The sequence below is a fragment of the Streptomyces litchfieldiae genome, from assembly GCF_031845365.1.
Lineage (GTDB): Bacteria > Actinomycetota > Actinomycetes > Streptomycetales > Streptomycetaceae > Streptomyces > Streptomyces litchfieldiae.
Map to the genome: position 1 here is coordinate 16,021 of NZ_JAVREL010000003.1, position 17,839 is coordinate 33,859.

General features: G+C 73.0%; 17 protein-coding genes. 9 read left to right on the top strand and 8 right to left on the bottom strand.

Annotated elements, in window-relative coordinates; all coding sequences use genetic code 11:
* Window positions 1-43 precede the first annotated feature (43 nt).
* Window positions 44-430 carry a nuclear transport factor 2 family protein gene (locus RM590_RS06575; RefSeq protein ID WP_311703434.1) on the bottom strand — a complete coding sequence of 129 codons (387 nt, stop codon included), beginning with the start codon at window positions 428-430 and terminating at the stop codon, window positions 44-46.
* A 134-nt stretch (window positions 431-564) separates the two neighbouring features.
* On the opposite strand from RM590_RS06575, the gene RM590_RS06580 reads away from it, so the two are divergent.
* Both RM590_RS06580 and RM590_RS06585 read left to right on the top strand, forming a co-directional pair.
* Window positions 565-1,437 (top strand): NAD(P)-dependent oxidoreductase, encoded by an 873-nt coding sequence (locus RM590_RS06580; RefSeq protein ID WP_311703435.1) that lies wholly within the window; start codon window positions 565-567, stop codon window positions 1,435-1,437.
* Window positions 1,438-1,483: 46 nt separating this feature from the next.
* Entirely contained in the window at window positions 1,484-2,080 is a 597-nt protein-coding gene (locus tag RM590_RS06585) for an alpha/beta hydrolase (protein ID WP_311703436.1), read from the top strand.
* Between the two features lie 25 nt (window positions 2,081-2,105).
* Here the strand turns inward: RM590_RS06585 and RM590_RS06590 are convergent, their stop codons facing one another.
* Window positions 2,106-3,425 (bottom strand): MFS transporter, encoded by a 1,320-nt coding sequence (locus RM590_RS06590; RefSeq protein ID WP_311703437.1) that lies wholly within the window; start codon window positions 3,423-3,425, stop codon window positions 2,106-2,108.
* A 73-nt stretch (window positions 3,426-3,498) separates the two neighbouring features.
* Here RM590_RS06590 and RM590_RS06595 point away from each other — a divergent pair, with 73 nt between their 5' ends.
* A complete protein-coding gene (locus RM590_RS06595) occupies window positions 3,499-4,341 on the top strand; it encodes a LysR family transcriptional regulator (protein WP_311703438.1) in 843 nt (280 codons plus the stop codon).
* Between the two features lie 36 nt (window positions 4,342-4,377).
* Here the strand turns inward: RM590_RS06595 and RM590_RS06600 are convergent, their stop codons facing one another.
* The gene (locus tag RM590_RS06600; RefSeq protein WP_311703439.1) at window positions 4,378-5,295 is read right to left on the bottom strand and encodes an NmrA/HSCARG family protein; all 918 of its coding nucleotides are present in this window, start codon (window positions 5,293-5,295) and stop codon (window positions 4,378-4,380) included.
* A 131-nt stretch (window positions 5,296-5,426) separates the two neighbouring features.
* Here RM590_RS06600 and RM590_RS06605 point away from each other — a divergent pair, with 131 nt between their 5' ends.
* The 4 genes from RM590_RS06605 (at window position 5,427) to RM590_RS06620 (ending at window position 8,413) form a co-directional block, all read left to right on the top strand.
* Window positions 5,427-6,005 (top strand): TetR/AcrR family transcriptional regulator, encoded by a 579-nt coding sequence (locus RM590_RS06605; protein WP_311703440.1) that lies wholly within the window; start codon window positions 5,427-5,429, stop codon window positions 6,003-6,005.
* Window positions 6,006-6,160: 155 nt separating this feature from the next.
* Complete coding sequence (locus RM590_RS06610; protein ID WP_311703441.1) at window positions 6,161-6,568, top strand: YciI family protein; 408 nt, start codon at window positions 6,161-6,163, stop codon at window positions 6,566-6,568.
* 8 nt (window positions 6,569-6,576) lie between these two features.
* Complete coding sequence (locus RM590_RS06615; protein ID WP_311703819.1) at window positions 6,577-7,713, top strand: RNA polymerase sigma factor; 1,137 nt, start codon at window positions 6,577-6,579, stop codon at window positions 7,711-7,713.
* A 49-nt stretch (window positions 7,714-7,762) separates the two neighbouring features.
* Window positions 7,763-8,413, top strand: coding sequence for an SIMPL domain-containing protein (locus tag RM590_RS06620; RefSeq protein ID WP_311703442.1), 651 nt, complete (start codon window positions 7,763-7,765; stop codon window positions 8,411-8,413).
* Window positions 8,414-8,425: 12 nt separating this feature from the next.
* Here RM590_RS06620 and RM590_RS06625 read toward each other — a convergent pair whose 3' ends face one another.
* The 3 genes from RM590_RS06625 to RM590_RS06635 all read right to left on the bottom strand — a co-directional run bounded on the left by RM590_RS06625 (window position 8,426) and on the right by RM590_RS06635 (window position 11,843).
* On the bottom strand, window positions 8,426-10,099 hold the full coding sequence (locus tag RM590_RS06625) for a phospho-sugar mutase (RefSeq protein ID WP_311703443.1): 1,674 nt from the start codon (window positions 10,097-10,099) through the stop codon (window positions 8,426-8,428).
* A gap of 45 nt (window positions 10,100-10,144) precedes the next feature.
* Complete coding sequence (locus RM590_RS06630) at window positions 10,145-10,945, bottom strand: purine-nucleoside phosphorylase (RefSeq protein WP_311703444.1); 801 nt, start codon at window positions 10,943-10,945, stop codon at window positions 10,145-10,147.
* 445 nt (window positions 10,946-11,390) lie between these two features.
* Entirely contained in the window at window positions 11,391-11,843 is a 453-nt protein-coding gene (locus RM590_RS06635) for a gamma-glutamylcyclotransferase (RefSeq protein WP_311703445.1), read from the bottom strand.
* 97 nt (window positions 11,844-11,940) lie between these two features.
* On the opposite strand from RM590_RS06635, the gene RM590_RS06640 reads away from it, so the two are divergent.
* Together RM590_RS06640 and RM590_RS06645 are read left to right on the top strand one after the other, a co-directional pair.
* Window positions 11,941-13,380, top strand: a complete 1,440-nt coding sequence (locus tag RM590_RS06640; protein ID WP_311703446.1) for an NAD(P)H-quinone dehydrogenase — start codon at window positions 11,941-11,943, stop codon at window positions 13,378-13,380.
* A 168-nt stretch (window positions 13,381-13,548) separates the two neighbouring features.
* Window positions 13,549-14,478 carry a DeoR/GlpR family DNA-binding transcription regulator gene (locus RM590_RS06645; protein WP_394813824.1) on the top strand — a complete coding sequence of 310 codons (930 nt, stop codon included), beginning with the start codon at window positions 13,549-13,551 and terminating at the stop codon, window positions 14,476-14,478.
* A gap of 212 nt (window positions 14,479-14,690) precedes the next feature.
* On the opposite strand, the gene RM590_RS06650 is transcribed toward RM590_RS06645, so the two are convergent.
* Both RM590_RS06650 and RM590_RS06655 read right to left on the bottom strand, forming a co-directional pair.
* Window positions 14,691-16,469, bottom strand: a complete 1,779-nt coding sequence (locus RM590_RS06650) for an acetyl/propionyl/methylcrotonyl-CoA carboxylase subunit alpha (RefSeq protein ID WP_311703448.1) — start codon at window positions 16,467-16,469, stop codon at window positions 14,691-14,693.
* A 743-nt stretch (window positions 16,470-17,212) separates the two neighbouring features.
* Window positions 17,213-17,830, bottom strand: coding sequence for a Maf family protein (locus tag RM590_RS06655; protein WP_394813810.1), 618 nt, complete (start codon window positions 17,828-17,830; stop codon window positions 17,213-17,215).
* Window positions 17,831-17,839 lie beyond the last annotated feature (9 nt).

Consider the following 17,839-nt stretch of genomic DNA (forward strand, 5'->3'; position numbering starts at 1 on the left):
GGGCGCGGCTGGGCCCTGCGCAGGTGCTCTTCAAGCAGGCTCTTCAGTCGCTGACGCGCTCCACATACGGGGCCCGCCACTCCGGTGAGGGGTCGGAGCCCGGCTCGGTCCAGTATTCGCGGCCGGACACTATTCGCCCGTCCCGGACCGTCCAGAACGACGCCGCCCGGTGCAGTCCCATCGTCTCGTGGTGGACCTCCACCTCGGAGACGACCTCCGTGCCCGACGCGACGATCCGCAGGACGTGGATCGTCCAGCCCTCCGGATACTCCGCGTTGACCCGCACATAGTGGTCCCGGCCCAGTATCCGCTCGCCGCTGACCGGCCACTCCACCACCACGTCCTCGGCCAGCAGCTCGCCGACCGCGGCCCAGTCCCGGGCCTGCGTGCGTTCCCACAAGTGCCGGATGATGTCCGCTGGTTCTGCCATGCCGACATCCTGACAGGCCGCACTGACACCGGCCCGGTGCCGGCGAACTCCCCGTGAATAGAACGCTCTTCCTAGTCCTGTGCTACGTTGGCCGCGTCCTGAGTAGAACGTTCGATCTAGTGGGAGAGCGCACCATGAGTGAGCGGGATGTGACGGTCATCGGCCTGGGCCCGATGGGGCAGGCGATCGCGGGCGCCCTGCTCGACAGCGGGCACCGGGTCACCGTGTGGAACCGCACCGCGAGCCGGGCGGACGAGCTGGTGGCGCGCGGAGCCGGCCGGGCCGGCTCGGTCCGGGAGGCGCTGGCGGCAAGTGAGTTGGTGATCCTGAGCCTGACGGACCACGACGCGATGTATGCCGTCCTGGACCCGGCGGCCGACGCCCTGTCCGGCCGGGTCCTCGTCAACCTCGGTTCGGACACCCCCGAGAAGTCCCGCGCCGCCGCGCGGTGGGCCGCCGGGCACGGCGCCCAGTACCTCACCGGCGGTGTGCAGGCCTCGCCGCGGGACATCGGCCAGCCAGGTTCGTTCACCTTCTACAGCGGTCCCAGGGCGGTCTTCGACGCGCACCAGGACACGCTCCGGGTACTCACCGGCACCGACTACCGCGGTGAGGACCCCGCGTTGGCGGCGCTGTACTACCAGCTCACGATGGACATGTTCTGGACCGCGGTGCTCGGCTGGCTGCACGCCGTGGCGGTGGCCGGCGCCCACGGTGTCTCCGCCCGCGAACTCCTGCCCTACGCCTCGCCGTTGCTCTCCGGACTCCCGGATTTCCTCGCGTTCTGCACACCACGGATCGACGCCGGCGAGCACCCGGGCGACGCGGACCGGCTGGCTATGGGGGCGGCGAGCGTGGACCACGTCGTCCACACCGCCCGGGATGCCGGGGTGGACACCGCGCTGCCCGAGGCGGTCCTGGCCGTCTTCCGGCGCGGCATGGCGGCCGGCCACGCCGACGACAGCGTGACCAGCCTTGTCGAGGTCCTCAAGAGGGCTGTGGCATAACGGCTCCGGTGCGGCGACGGCGCGCGCCGCGCAGTAGCCTGCGGCCATGTCTGATCGCTCACCTTTCGCCGTTCCCACTCGCTTCGACGGAGCCCTCGATCGGGTAGCGATCGTCATCCCCGGTGTCAGTTACTCGCCGGCCCGGCCGCTGCTGCACTTCGCCCGCTCGGTGCTGCTCCAACACGGCTGGACCGTCCAGGAGTTGTGGTGGCAGATCCCCGACGACTTCCCCCGGCTCCCGGTGGAGGACCGGATCGCGTGGGTGGAGTGGCAGGTCGGCCGGGCGATCGACGCCGAGAGAGGGGCCTGCCGGCTCCTCATCGGCAAGTCGCTGGGCTCGCTCGCCTGTGGCGTCGCGGCCGACCGGAACCTCGCGGCGGCCTGGCTCACGCCCGTTCTGACCATCGATTACGTGGCCCACTCGCTGTGGCGGGCCAAGGCGCCGACGCTCCTCGTCGGCGGGAGCGCCGACAAGCTGTGGGATCCGCGCATCGCCGAGTCCGTGCGGCACGGCGTCCTGGAGATACCCGGGGCCGACCACGCCCTGGAGATCGCGAACGACACGGCGGGGTCCGTTGAGGCGCTTCGTCAGGTCGTTTCGCGACTGGACCGGTTCATAGGGTCGCTGGAACCCCAGATGTAGCGGAACACCGGCGAGGCCGCCCGGTTCACGATCCTCGGGGCTGCCCGCCCGCTGTCGTACGTGGCTCGTCACCGGAGCGGCGCGGCCCTGGGCCCGTGGCCCAGGCGCCGGGCCGGGCGTCGGCCCCGAGCGGCTCGGCGTCCGGAGCCCCGGCGATGCCGGGATCGCCGAGCGGAGACCGCGTTCGGGCGGTCGGGCGGCGGGACAGCAGGTATCCGGTCAGCGCGGCGGCGAGGCCGGCCAGCCCGGCCACCGCGAAGCCGCCCGCCGGCACGGAGACGTCGATCGCCACCCCGACGATCGTGGATCCGAGCGCGAAACCCGCGCTCTGCGCCGAGGATTGCAGGCCCGTCGCCTCACCCCGCACACCGGCCGGCGCCAGCCGGCTCACCGCGTCGGCCACCGTGGAAAGGGTCGGAGCGGTGAGAAGCCCCGTGCCGACAACGGCCACGCACAACCAGGGCCAGTCGCGGGCGAGCCCGGCGGGAATCGTCACGAGCCCGAGCAGGCCGAGCAGCAGCCACGTGGGCAGCGACCGGGACAGCGCGCCATAGATCAGCCCGCCGGCGACGGAGGCCACGCCGAACACGGTTACGACCATGGCGGCCCAGGACACCTGACCCGCTTCCTCGAGCGTGGCGACGATGGCGAGGTCGATGCCGCCCAGCAGCGTCGTGGCGCCGAACGCCATCGTCAGCACGGCGATCATCCCGGCGCCCAGCCACTCCCGGCGCGGGGGCCGTCCGGCCGCGCCGGAGTCCGCCTCGTCCTCGGCGCGCAGTGGCGGGTTGAGCAGGGCGATCCCGGCTCCGCCGGCCACGATCGCGGCGCCGACCGCCCACACCACCACATCGGGGGACATCTTCGCCGCACACAGGATCACCACCGCCGGGCCCGCCATGTACGACAGCTCGCCGTGCACCGATTCCAGCGCGAACGCGGCCCGGCGCTGCCCCGCCGTCGTCATCGCGGCGATCGCCTGCCGGGTCACCGGCTGGGCCGGCACCATCAGCAGACCCGCCGCGAAGGCGGCGCCCAGCAGGACCCCATACGGCAGGACCGGCACGCTCAGCCAGAACACGACCTGCGTGACGGCCGTTACCAACAGCACGGTGCGCAGGCCCCGCGAGTCGATCACGCGGCCGAGCAGCGGCCCGCCCAGCGCCAGCCCGGTGGTGATGGCCGCCGCGACACCACCGGCCGCCGCGTAGCTCATGTCCAGGCCCAGCACGACATACATCGTCAGCGCCATCACGTCGGCCGTGATCGCGGTACGGGCGAGCAGTGAAACGCCCAGCAGCGATGCCATCCCCGGCACGGCGAGCACCTGTCGGTATCCGGTCACCCGCGGGACGCTAGATGATCCGTCACCGCCATAGGAAGTGGTTAATTCGTTGGGGTCGGCATAATGAGCGCTTATGGCCAGGGATCTTGAGACCGCGTTGCTGCGGTCATTCGTCGCCGCCGTGCGGGCGGGCAGCATCAGCCGCGCCGCCACCGCGCTCGGACAGACCCAGCCCGCGCTCAGCCAGCAGGTGCGCAAGCTCGAGAACGCCATCGGCCGCCCGCTGCTTCACCGATCGCCGTCCGGCGTCGCGCCGACCCGGGCGGGTGAGGAGCTCCTGCCGTACGCCGAGCGCATTCTCTCGCTCTGCGCACAGGCACTCACCGAAACCGGGCGCGCGCTCACCGGCCACTGCGGCGTCGGGTTGCTCGAAGACCTCGCCGCGTCCCAACTGCCGCAGGCCCTCGCGGACCTCGCCCGGCTGCACCCCGGTGCGACGCTGGAGGTGCTCAGCGTTTCCAAGGCCGCGATGCGGGCGGCCTACGACGCGGGCCGCGTCCAGCTCGTGCTCGACGAGGTGCCGGACGTTCCCGGGCCGCCGCGCTGGACGGTACGCCGCCCGCTGGTCTGGGCGGTCGGCCCGGGCGTGGACGTGACCGCCGATCCGCTGCCCGTGGTGCTGTTCTCGAACACCTGCACCTGGCGTACGTCGGTGCTGGAAACGCTGGAACGTGCCGATCGGCGCTGGCGCGTGGCGTTCGAGAGCAACAGCCTGGTCGGTGTGCTCGCCGCGCTGCGCGCCGGGCTCGGCGTCGCGGCGCTCATGCCCGCGAACCTCGAACCGGTCATGGTCTGCCACGACGCGGACGCCCTGCCGACCCTGCCGGACGTCGAACTCGGTCTCGCGCGGCACCCGCGGACCGAAGGTGATCCGCTGGTCGACGCCGTGGAGACCGCGCTGCGGCGCACGCTCTGAGTCGCGCGGACATCGGGAGCTCGGGGGCGCGAGCGCTCACGCGCCCCCGCCCGTGGCGCGCGCGGAGTCCAGGAACGCCGAGACTTGGGCGGCGCCGGTGCGCTCCAGCCAGGTGGTGAAGTCCATCGCCGCGGGGTGGATCTTCCGGGTGGCGGCGATGTCCGCGCGGTAGCCGCGTTCGTTCAGCCACTCGTTGGCGTAGGCGAAGTCCTCGCTCAGGGCCCGGATCTCCTCGATCGGGATCTGGGCATAGGGCAGCGATATTCCGAGCGCCTCGGCGATGGCCGCGGCGACCTGCACCGGGGTCAGCTCGTCGGCGGCCAGGGACACCGCCCGTCCGATCCAGTCCCCCGGGTGCGAGAACACCAGCTCGGTGACGAAGCCGATGTCGTCGACGGCCATGAGCTGCTGGGCGGTGTCCGGCGCGATCCCGGTGGACAGGTGGCCGTCCCGCAGCGCGTAGCCGCCGGTGTAGTTCTCCATGAACGAAACCGGCCGCAGGATCGTCGCGGGCAGTCCGAGGCGGGCGATGTGGTGCTCGATCCGCCACTTGCTGACCAGGTTCACCGGCACCTTCTCGCCCGGGTGACGGTCCGCGCCGGCGACCGAGGTGAAGACCAGGTGCCGGACACGCGCGGCATGTGCGGCCTCGGCGACGTTGACGCCCCAACGCACCTCGTCCTCGGTCGTGAAGTCCGGTGCGGTGCCGGGCGAGCCGACCGTGGGCTGGACGCTGAACAGCCCCCAGGCGCCCTCGGCCGCGGCGGTCAGGGAATCGATGTCCTCCATGCGGGCCTGTACCACCTGCGCGCCGGCGCGCGCCAGCGCCTGGGCCCGCGCGCCGCTCGGGTCGCGAGTGAGCGCGCGCACCCGCCAGCCGCCGGTGAGCAGGTGGCGCGTCACGGCCCTGCCCTGCATGCCGGTCGCTCCCACTACCACGACCGTCTTGTCCATTGGTGTCACTGTTCTTCCTCGCGTCCATGCGGAACAGGAGCCGTCCCATTAAGTGGGGTGGCCCTCCATTTATCGTTCGCTACGATATGGAGGACCACCCCACTTATCAAGTCGTGACGTGAGGAGTCTCCGTGTCCCAGGACGCCGCGGTGCCGCCCCGTCGGCCGCAGCGCGCCGACGCCCGCCGCAATGTCGCCCGGATCGTGGCCGCCGCCGGGGCCCTGGTCGCCGAGCGCGGTGCCGGTGCCTCTCTGGAGGAGGTCGCGCGCCGCGCCGGAGTGGGCTCGGCCACGCTGCACCGGCACTTCCCCTCCCGGCAGGCGCTCCTGGAGGCGGTGTTCAGGGACCGGGTGGCGGCGCTCTGCGCCAGGGCCGACGACCTGCTCTCCGACCCCGATCCGGGAGCAGCGCTGTTCACCTGGCTGCGCGCCGTCGGCGCGCACGCTGTGGCCAACCGGGGCCTGGGCGCGTGGCTGATGCGCGACGGCGGGCCGGCGTTGGGCAGCACCTGCCACGAGATGATCAGCGGCGCCGGTGACGCGCTCCTCGAACGCGCCCGGGCAGCGGGCGCCGTTCGGCCCGAGGTGGCCATCGCCCATCTGCTGAAGCTCGTCAGCGCCATCTCCCTGGCCACCGAGGAAGACCCCGACGGCCCGGCCGAAGCCGACCGTCTGCTGGCCATCGCCATCGACGGCGTACGCGCGCACTGAACGCGGCTTGCGCCACAGCGACACCCGCGCGCTCGTGAGCAGCCCGAGACCGAGGCCCAAAAAAATCCGGCGGCGATGTCGAGAACCCGCGTCCGGCTCCGTCCCCGGGGTGAGCGCGACCACAATGGGTCGCACGAGCACCGAGGAGAACGACGATGGCCAAGTACCTGCTGCTGAAGCACTACCGTGGCGCCCCGGCCGCGGTCAACGACGTGCCGATGGACCAGTGGAGCCCGGAGGAGATCTCGGCGCATGTGCAGTACATGAACGACTTCGCGGCCCGGCTGGAGAAGACCGGCGAGTTCGTCGACGGTCAGGCGCTGGCCCCCGAGGGAGCGTGGGTCCGCTACGACGGTGAGGGGCGCCCGCCGGTCACCGACGGACCGTTCGCGGAGACCAAGGACCTCATCGCCGGCTGGATGGTCATCGACGTCGACAGCTACGAGCGCGCCGTCGAACTGGCCGGGGAGCTGTCGGCCGCCCCCGGGAAGGGCGGCAAGCCGATCCACGAGTGGCTGGAGGTGCGCCCGTTCTACGGCACGCCGCCCACCATCACGGAGTGACGCCACCGATGGACGAGGTTCTGCTCAGGAGCCTCACGCCGAGCGTGCTCACCGTCCTCGTCCGCCGCGGAGCCGACTTCGCGGCGGCCGAGGACGCCGTGCAGGACGCGCTGGTCGAGGCGTTCCGGGTCTGGGCGGCCGACCCCCCGCGGGATGCCAAGGGCTGGCTGGTCACCGTGGCCTGGCGCAAGTTCCTCGACGCGACCCGGGCGGACGCCGCCCGCCGCCGGCGTGAGGACCGCGTGGAGGAGGAGCCGGCGCCCGGGCCGGCGCGCGCGGTGGACGACACGCTCCAGCTCTACTTCCTGTGCGCCCACCCGTCGCTCACCCCGGCTTCGACGGTCGCGCTCACGCTGCGCGCCGTCGGCGGGCTGACCACCCGCCAGATAGCCGCGGCCTACCTGGTGCCCGAGGCGACGATGGCACAGAGAATCAGCCGGGCCAAGCGCACCGTCTCCGGCGTGCGCTTCGACCGGCCCGGCGACGTCGCCACCGTGCTGCGCGTCCTCTACCTCGTCTTCAACGAGGGCTACTCCGGCGACGTCGACCTCGCCGCCGAGGCCATCCGGCTCACCCGGGAGCTCGCGGCCCGCGTCGACCACCCCGAGGTGGCCGGGCTGCTCGCCCTCATGCTGCTCCACCACGCCCGGCGCGCTGCCCGGACCGCGCCCGACGGCAGCCTGGTGCCGCTCGCCGAGCAGGACCGCGGCCGGTGGGACACCGCGTTGATCGCCGAGGGCGTCGTGATCCTGCAGGCCGCCCTCGCCCGCGACCGGCTGGGCGAGTTCCAGGCCCAGGCCGCCATCGCGGCACTCCACGCCGACGCGCCCCGCGCCGAGGAGACCGACTGGGTGCAGATCGTCGAGTGGTACGACGAGCTGACGCGCCTGACCGACAGCCCGGTCGTCCGGCTCAACCGCGCGGTCGCCGTCGGGGAGGCCGACGGGCCGCGCGCCGGCCTGGCGGCGCTCGCGGCGCTGGACGCGTCACTGCCCCGCCATGCCGCGGTGGCGGCGTACCTCCACGAGCGCGACGGCGACCTGGCGACGGCGGCACGGCTGTACGTCGAGGCGGCCCACAAGGCCCCCAACCTCGCCGAGCGCGCCCACCTGACGCGCCAGGCCGCCCGGCTCAACGCCCGCTGATGCCGCTGACGCGTCGTTCCGCGGCTGAGTTGTCCGCTTGAATGAGTGCATGAACAACACCCAGTCCATAGAAGCCCCTTGGGGCGCATCCGTCTTCGGCGCCGCCAGTGTGGACGCCGTCCCCGATCTCGCGCGGATCCGGGTGGCCGTCAAGGAGACGCGTCAGCAGCCGGGGGAGGCGTTCGAGGTCACGCGCGGCGGGGTCAACCGGGTGCGGGAGGTGCTGCGCGGACGCGGAGTCGCCGACGCCGCGGTATCCACCTCACGGCTGTCGCTGAGGTCGTCCTACAACTTCATCGGCAGCGAGCGGAAGTTCATCGGGTACGAGTGCACCGCCTCGTTCATGATCGAGCTGCGTGAGCTCGACCTGCTGGAGACCGTGCTCGTCGAGATCGTCGAGGCCGGGGCGAACCAGGTCGAGGGGGTGGAGTTCGACGTGGTCGCGAAGAAGGAGCTGCGCGCCCGGGCGCGCGTCGCCGCCGTGGCCGCCGCGCGGGAGAAGGCCACGCTGTACGCGGACGCCGCCGGGGCGCGGCTCGGGCCGGTCGTGCACATCAAGGACGTCGACTCGGAACAGATGCAGAACGTCTACCGCTCGCACAGCTCGCCCGGCGGCGGCCCGGGGGAGGGGGATCTCACCCCGGGCAAGGTCAGCGTCAGCGCCGCCGTTCTCCTCGGCTTCTCACTGCTCGGCGGCTGATCAGGGGCCCGGTCACTCGCCCATCGTGGCCGCGCCGAGGTCGCGCTTGAGCCGGTCCAGCACGGCGCGCGCCGTCGCGCGCGCCGCCGGCAGGGCCGCGCGCTCGGCCACCGGGACCACCGCCTCCAGGTAGCACTTGAGCTTCGGCTCCGTGCCGCTGGGCCGCACGATCACGCGGGCCGAGGACACCTCGCCCGTGCCGGCCAGGGCGTAGCGCAGACCGTCGGTCGGCGGCAGACCCGCCACGCCCTGGCTCAGGTCCTCGGCCGTGATGATCCGCAGGCCGCCCAGCTCGGTGCGCGTCGAGGCGCGCAGCCGGCGCATGGCCTCGGCGATCAGCGCGAGGTCGGCGACCCGCACCGAGAGCTGGTCCGTGGCGTGCAGGCCGTGCGCCACGGAGATGTCGTCGAGCAGGGCTGCCAGCGTGCGCTGCTGCTTCTTGAGCTCCGAGGCCAGCTCGGCGACGCTCAGCGCGGCGGTGATCCCGTCCTTGTCGCGGACGCCGGACGGGTCGACGCAGTAGCCCAGCGCCTCCTCGTAGGCATAGCGCAGGTCGGGCACCCGGGAGAGCCACTTGAAGCCGGTGAGCGTCTCGGTGAACGGCAGCCCGGCCGCCGCGGCGATCCGGCCCGCCAGGGAGGAGGAGACGATCGACGCGGCGAACGTGCCGCGCTCGCCCTTGCGCACCAGGTGCGTCGCCAGCAGCGCGCCCAGCTCGTCGCCGCGCAGCATGCGCCAGCCGCCCTCGGCCGTGGGGTCCGGGACGCCGACGGCGCAGCGGTCCGCGTCCGGGTCGTTGGCGATGACGAGGTCGGGGGCCGGGGAGGCGGCGCGGGCCGCGGCGAAGGCGAGGTCCATCGCGCCGGGCTCCTCCGGGTTGGGGAAGGCCGCGGTCGGGAAGTCCGGGTCGGGCGCGGCCTGTTCGGGCACCGTCACCGGCGCGGGGAAGCCGGCCCGGGCGAACGCTGCCGTCAGCACGGACTGGCCGACGCCGTGCAGCGGGGTGTAGACGACGGTCGCCGTGCGGGGCGAACCGGGGGTGAGCGCGGCGTCCGTGCGGGCCAGGTACGCCTCGACGATGTCCTCGCCCAGCACCTCCCATCCGCCGTCCGGGCGCGGCACGTCCGCGAGTGCGCTGACGGCGGCGATCTCGGCCGCGATGCGCGTGTCCGCCGGGGGCACGATCTGGCTGCCGTCGCCGAGGTAGACCTTGTAGCCGTTGTCCTGTGGCGGGTTGTGGCTGGCGGTGACCGCGACCCCGGCCACCGCGCCGAGGTGGCGGATGGCGAACGCGAGCACCGGCGTGGGCAGCGGGCGGGGCAGCAGCGCGGCGCGCAGCCCGGCGCCGGTGACCACGGCGGCCGTGTCGCGCGCGAAGTCGGCGCTCTTGTGGCGGGCGTCGTAACCGATGACGACCAGGCCGGGGCCGGCGTCCGCGCCCTCCTTGCGGAGGTACGCCACCAGGCCGGCCGCGGCGCGGATGACGACGGCGCGGTTCATGCGCATGGGGCCGGCGCCCATCTCGCCGCGCAGCCCGGCCGTGCCGAACTGGAGCGTGCCGGAGAACCGGGCGGCGATCTCCTTCGTGTCGCCGCGCGCGAGGAGCCCGTCGAGCTCCGCGCGGGTGTCCGGGTCCGGGTCCTCGGCCAGCCAGGCCCGGGCGCGGGCCGTCAGCTCGTTCACCATCGCTCCTCGCTCTCCCGTCCGTGTGTGCGTGCGTCCCGGTCGCGTTCAGATGCGGCCGAGCAACTGCGCCAGCAGGCCGCCCATCCGGGTCGCGGAGTCGCGGCCCGCCCGGAGGACCTCCTCGTGGTTGAGCGGCTCGCCGCTCAGCCCCGCCGCGAGGTTGGTCACCAGTGAGATGCCCAGCACCTCGGCACCGGCCTCGCGGGCGGCGATCGCCTCCAGCACGGTGGACATGCCGACCAGGTCCCCGCCGATGGCGCGAACCATGCGGATCTCGGCGGGCGTCTCGTAGTGCGGCCCGGGGAACTGCACGTACACACCCTCTTCGAGAGAGGGGTCGATCTCCCGGCACAACGCGCGGAGCCGCGGCGAATAGAGGTCGGTGAGATCGACGAAGTTGGCCCCGGCGATGGGGGAGGCCCCGGTGAGGTTGATGTGGTCGCTGATCAGCACCGGCTGGCCGGGGCGCATGCCCTCGCGCAGCCCGCCGCAGCCGTTGGTGAGCACAACGATCTTGCACCCGGCGGCCACGGCCGTGCGGACGCCGTGGGCGACGGACGCGACCCCGCGGCCCTCGTAGTAGTGGGTGCGGCCGAGGAAGACCAACGCATGCTTGTCGCCCACCTGGTGGGAGCGGATTCGTCCGGCGTGCCCCTCGACGGCCGGGGGCGGGAAGCCGGGCACCTCGGTCACGTCGAACTCGTGCTGCGGCGCCCCGAGCACATCGGCGGCCGGCACCCATCCCGAGCCCATGACCAGCGCGACGTCGTGACTGGCCACGCCGGTCAACTCCCGGACCCGGGCGGCCGCGGCGTCCGCCGAGCCCTCGATTTCAGATGCGTTCACGCGCTGAGCCTAACCGGTCCTGGCCTACGCGCGTAGACGGAGCATCTTCGCAGGGGCCAATCACGGCCATCCGCGGGCACGCTGGAACGGGACCGCCCGCGCCCGCCCGGCCTGCGCGTTCCCCGGCCGCATGCCGCCGGGGAAGTGGCCACCGGCACATGCCGGGCCGCCCGGCCGGTTTGCTCGCGCACGGGGCGAACGGGCCGGGGGCGCGGGGCCCAGGGCATGTATCGAGTTCCCGCCCGGGCCCGCGACGCCAGTCACGGCACCTCGCCGCTCCCCCAGACTCCGTCTGGGAGGTGCCCCCAGCCGAATCGCGCGAATACGGCCGGGTATGAGCTGCGATCCGGTGCCTTGCTGGGGGTACCTCCCAGGCCCCCAAGGGCCTGGGGGGGCACCGCGTCTGACGCCGCGGGCTGATCCGACCGGGAACTCGATACAGGCCCTAACAGGGGCGCTTGCGCAGCTCCATCACATAGTCGTGGGGCGCGCCCGCCGCCTCCGCCGCGTCGGCGATCTCGCCGAGGTAGCGGGCCGAGGGCAGGCCGCCCTCGTACGCGTTCAGCACGAACACCCAGGCCGGGACCGTGCCGTCCAGCGTGTGGACCCGGACGCGGGTGCGGCGGTAGATGCCGAGGCCGACGCCCTCCCAGCGGTCGAGGGCCTCCTCGTCCATGGGGGCGATGTCGTACAGCGCCACGAACACGTCCGAGGCCGGCGGCGACGCGGGGACCGACTCGACGATGGTGGCCAGGGCGCCCTCCCAGCCCATCTCCTCACCGCCGAACGTCAGCCGCCAGCCGGTGAGCCAGCCGGTGCCGCGCAGCGGTGAGTGCGGTGCGCGACGGGCCATCAGCCGCGGATCGAGGTTTCCGGCGTATGCGGCGTAGAGCGACATGACACTGAGCGTACGGGAGTGGCGGGCGTGGCAGGCCGATCCGGCCCGCCGGGGGGCCAAAGGCGAGAACGGACGAGTCGTACGAGACACTGGAAACGTGACTCGGATCGTGATCATTGGTGGCGGACCCGGCGGCTACGAGGCGGCGCTGGTGGCCGCGCAGCTCGGCGCGGAGGTGACCGTGGTCGACCGCGACGGCCTGGGCGGCGCGTCCGTGCTCACGGACTGCGTGCCGTCCAAGACACTCATCGCGACCGCCGAGGTCATGACGAGCTTCGACTCCTCGCACGAGGAGCTGGGCATCGAGATCGACCACGACGGCGACGGCGTCGGGGACGAGGTGCGCGGCATCGGCGTCGACCTGGGCAAGGTCAACCGCCGGGTCAAACGGCTCGCCCTCGCGCAGTCGCACGACATCACCGCCTCGGTGACGCGCGCCGGCGTGCGCGTGCTGCACGGGCGCGGCCGGCTCGAGCCGAACCAGGCGCCCGACGGGTCGCGGCGGATCACCGTCACCGACGCGGACGGCGGGCGCCAGGAGCTGGTGTGTGACTGCGTGCTCATCGCGACCGGCGGCCAGCCGCGGGAGCTGCCCGACGCGCGGCCGGACGGCGAGCGGATCCTCACGTGGACGCAGGTCTACGACCTGAAGGAGCTGCCCGAGGAGCTGATCGTGGTGGGCTCCGGGGTGACCGGCGCGGAGTTCGCCGGCGCCTATCAGGCGCTGGGGTCGCGTGTGACGCTGGTCTCCTCGCGGGACCGGGTGCTGCCGGGCGAGGACCCGGACGCGGCGGCCGTGCTGGAGGACGTCTTCCGCCGCCGCGGGATGAACGTGATGGCGCGGTCGCGCGCCGCCGCCGCCAAGCGCGTGGGGAACCGGGTGGAGATCACCCTGGCCGACGGCCGGGTCATCTCCGGAACGCACTGTTTGATGGCGGTCGGCGCCGTGCCGAACACGCGGGACATGGGGCTGGAGGAGGCCGGGGTCAAGCTGAAGGACTCCGGGCACATCTGGACGGACAAGGTGTCCCGCACGACCGCGCCCGGGGTGTACGCGGCCGGGGACTGCACGGGGGTGCTGGCCCTGGCGTCGGTGGCCGCGATGCAGGGGCGGATCGCGATGTACCACTTCCTGGGCGACGCGGTGGCGCCGCTGGACCTCAACACCGTCTCGGGGAACATCTTCACGGACCCCGAGATCGCGACCGTCGGCTACACGCAGGCGGACGTGGACGAGGGCCGGATCGACGCCCGCGTCGTCAAGCTGCCGCTGCTGCGGAACGCGCGGGCCAAGATGCAGGGCGTGCGGGACGGCTTTGTGAAGCTGTTCTGCCGGCCGGGCACGGGGATCGTCGTCGGCGGCGTGGTCGTCTCGCCGCGGGCCAGCGAGCTCATCCATCCGATAGCGATCGCGGTCGACAACAGTCTGACGGTGGAACAGATCGCAAAGGCGTTCACTGTGTACCCATCTCTGTCCGGCTCGATCGCCGAGGCGGCCCGGCAGTTGCATACGCGCAAACTCGCCGAGGAACAGTAGGCACTGGTCAGCGCGGGTATCGCGCGAATGCGCCCCTGGCATATATCACGCCGGGGGCGTACGCACAGTCAACTTCGGTAATTCCTCGCAACCGGCTGAAACCAGATGGTCGTTGGGGTTACTGTCGGTTCCGTGTTCGCTGCAGAACGTCGTCAGATGATTCTCGAAATGGTGCGGGCCAACGGAGCGGTGTCGCTCCGGGAGCTCGCCCGCGTTGTCCAGACCTCGGAAGTGACCGTGCGGCGCGATGTTCGCGCCTTGGAGGCAGAAGGACTGGTGGACCGCAGACACGGTGGTGCGGTCCTGCCGGGTGGTTTCACCCGGGAATCGGGCTTTCCCCAGCGGGCCATGGCCGCGACGGCGGAGAAGACCGCCATCGCTGAGTACGCGGCCGGGCTCGTTCGGGAAGGCGAGGCCATCGTGGTGGGCGCGGGCACCACGACTCAGGAGCTGGCCCGCCGGCTGGCGCGGGTGCCGGGGCTCACCGTCGTCACCAACTCGCTGCTGGTGGCCCAGGCGCTGGCGCACGCCAACAGGGTGGAGGTGGTGATGACGGGGGGCACCCTGCGCGGCTCCAACTACGCGCTGGTGGGCAGCGGGGCCGAGCAGTCGCTGCTCGGGCTGCGGGTCAGCCGGGCGTTCCTGTCGGGATCCGGGCTGACCGCCGACCGGGGCCTGTCCACGTCCAACATGCTCGCCGCGAGCGTGGACCGGGCGCTGGTGCGCGCCGCCGCCGAGGTGGTGGTGCTCGCCGATCACAGCAAGCTCGGTGCGGAGACGGCCTTCCAGACGGTGCCGACCGATCTGATCACGCAGTTGGTGACCGATCAGCCGCCGCCGGAAAACGACCGGGCCGTCACGGAGTTGGAGGCGCTCGCCGATCAGGGCGTGCGGATCTCGATGGCCACGGTCGGCACGCAGGGCGCCAAGCCGGGCGCCGAGCGGGCGGACCGGGGTGAACGGGCGGACCGGGGCGGTGACCCGCCGCGGCGGGACGTGCCGTTGCCGGGCCCGCGCGGCGGGGTGCCGCCGGGACTTCCCGGAGCGCCCCCGCTCGGCCAGCGCATCTCCGATCTGGCGCCGTCCCGCCGCCGGTAGGGCCTGCCTGACAATTCCCGCCGGGCGCCCGACGCCGCCCGCTGACCCGACGCGAACTGTCAGACAGCCCCTCCGCCACCCGGCGCCCGGGCCCCGGGTGACCGGAGCCGCGGGTGGCGGAGCCGTGGGTGTCCCCGGCGGGGGACGTGACCCGTTGCGGCTCCGCCCCGCTGCGGCGGGTCAGGAGGAAGGACGGCGGAGGTGCCGCCTCGTCAGTCCTTGATCTCGCAGATGACCGCGCCGGAGGAGACCGAGGCGCCGACGTCGGCCTTGAGGTCCACGACGGTGCCCGAGCGGTGGGCGTTGATGGGCTGCTCCATCTTCATCGCCTCCAGGACGATGACCAGTTCGCCCTCCTCGACGCGCTGGCCCTCCTCGACGGCGACCTTGACGATCGTGCCCTGCATCGGCGATGCCAGGGTCTCGCCGGCCGCGCCGGAGCCGCCGCGCTTGACCGGCTTGCGCCGCGCGGGACGCGCTCCGCCGGCGACCGCCGCGCGGGCCAGTGGCATGGCCAGGGTGGCGGGCAGCGAGACCTCCAGGCGTTTGCCGCCGACCTCGACGACGACCGTCTCCCGGGCGTTGGTCTCCTCGGCGTCCGCGCTCGCGGTGGCGTCGAACGGCGGGATCTCCGCGGTGAACTCGGTCTCGATCCACCGGGTGTGCACGGAGAACGGCTCGCCCTCCCGGCCATCGACCTCCGGTGCGAACGCCGGGTCGCGCACCACCGCGCGGTGGAACGGCAGCGCCGTGGCCATGCCCTCCACCTGGAACTCCGCCAGCGCGCGCGCCGCGCGCTCCAGCGCCTGCTTGCGGTCCGCGCCGGTCACGATCAGCTTGGCGAGCAGCGAGTCCCAGGCCGGGCCGATCACCGAGCCGGACTCCACGCCGGTGTCCAGCCGCACGCCCGGGCCGAGCGGCGGCGTGAACGCGGTGACCGTGCCGGGCGCCGGCAGGAAGTTCCGTCCGGGGTCCTCGCCGTTGATGCGGAACTCGAACGAGTGGCCGCGCAGTGGCGGGTCGTCGTAGCCCAGCTTCTCGCCCTCGGCGATGCGCAACTGCTCGCGCACCAGGTCGATGCCGCTGATCTCCTCGGTGACCGGGTGCTCCACCTGGAGGCGGGTGTTGACCTCCAGGAACGAGATCGTGCCGTCCTGTCCGACGAGGAACTCGCAGGTGCCCGCGCCGACATAGCCCGCCTCCTTGAGGATGGCCTTGGACGCGGTGTAGAGCTGGCTGGTCTGCGCCTCGGTGAGGTACGGCGCGGGCGCCTCCTCGACCAGCTTCTGGTGGCGGCGCTGGAGGGAGCAGTCGCGGGTGGAGACCACCACCACGTTCCCGTGGGAGTCGGCCAGGCACTGTGTCTCCACGTGCCGCGGCCGGTCCAGGTAGCGCTCGACGAAGCACTCGCCGCGGCCGAACGCCGCCTGCGCCTCGCGGACGGCGGAGTCGTACAGCTCGGGGATCTCCTCCAGCGTGCGGGCCACCTTCAGGCCCCGGCCGCCGCCGCCGAACGCGGCCTTGATCGCCACCGGCAGCCCGTGCTCGCGGGCGAACGCGACGACCTCGTCGGCGCCCGCGACGGGGTCGGTGGTGCCGGCCACCAGCGGGGCGCCGGCGCGCTGCGCGATGTGCCGGGCGGCGACCTTGTCGCCGAGGGCATGGATCGCCGCGGGCGGTGGGCCGATCCAGGTCAGTCCGGCGTCGATCACCGCCTGCGCGAAGTCGGCGTTCTCCGAAAGGAATCCATAGCCGGGGTGGATGGCGTCGGCGCCGGCGTCGGCGGCGGCCTTGAGCACCTTGTCGATGTCCAGATAGCTGGCGGCGGGGGTCTCACCGCCCAGCGCGAACGCCTCGTCGGCGGCCCGGGCGTGCAGGGCGTCCCGGTCCGGCTCGGCGTATACGGCCACACTGGCGATGCCGGCGTCCCGGCAGGCCCGGGCGACCCTCACGGCAATTTCGCCGCGGTTGGCGATGAGCACCTTGCGCACGATGGCTCCCTCCTTGGAACAAGGCGAGTTTATGTACTGGCGACACCCTTCAACGAGTCGCCCACAGGGGTGACCTTGCCCACACGGGCTGTGAAGGGTCGCCGGGTCGTTCACCGACTGCCTTGCTGTTCCAAGGTACGCACCTCGCTGAGGTTTACCTTGGAGAAGGACTTGAGTGGTGAATCTCCGGTGGCCTGGCACAGGTCCGGCGGTGGACAGTTGTAGGTAAGTGACAACGAGCCGGTGGATTCTTTGCGTGTCGGGCGGTGGGGCGTCCGCAGGGGTTGTCCTTGACGTTACCCAGCAGTAGCGTGCGCGACGTGAACCGGGGCAGACGAAGCGTGGCCGCGGTGGCGGCGGTGGTGGTGATCGGTGGCGCGGTTGTCCTCGGACTGCTGCACTGGATCCTCGGACTGGCCGCGGATCGCCAGGAGATGACGATCGGCGGGGTGTCGGCCACGGCGATCAGCGTGGGGGCGTGGGCGGCGGGCGGCGGGCTGGCCGCCTTTCTGCTGTTGTGCGGTGTGCTGTTGGCGCGGGTCGCGGCGCGCGACCGGCCGCCGGGCCGGCTCGCGCGGGCGGCGCTGGCCGCGGCGGCGGTGCTGCACGCGGTGCTCGGCGCGCTCGCGGTGGGGCTGGTGGGGTGGCCGGCGTTCCTGGTGCTGATGGTGATCTTCGGCCTGATCATGCTGACGCTGACGCTCTATCCGCCGCCGGAGGACGGCCCGGGGCCGGATCCCGGGTCAGACCCACAGGTCGGTGATGGCGACCCCGAGCCCGGCGAGCAGCGTGCGCAGCAGGGGCAGGGAGAGGCCGATGACGTTCCCCGGGCTCCCGTCCACCCCGTCGACGAACGGCGCGGAGCGGCCGTTGAGGGTGAACGCGCCCGCGACGCGCAGGGGTTCGCCGGTGGCCACGTAGGCCGCGATCTCCGCGTCGGACGGCTGGCCGAACCGGACGGTCGTTGACGCGGTCTCGGCCGCCCGGCCGCCGCTGACCGTGTCGATCACGCAGTGCCCGGTGTGCAGCACGCCGGACCGGCCGCGCATCGCCTTCCAGCGCGCGATGGCCGTCTCGGCGTCGGCGGGCTTGCCGTACGCCTGCCCGTCCAGCTCCAGCACCGAGTCGCAGCCCACGACCAGCGCCCCGGCCGCCTCGGGGCGCGCCGCGACGGCCGCCGCCTTGGCCTCGGCCAGCAGCCGCGCCAGCTCGCCGGGGGTGTCCGCGGTGACGCCGTCCTCGTCCACCCCGCTGACGATCACCTCCGGCGCCAGCCCGGCCTCGCGCAACAGGCCGAGGCGGGCGGGCGATTGGGAGGCGAGGACCAGGCGGCGGGCGGACGGGGCGGCGGAGTCGTTCACGCGGGCCAG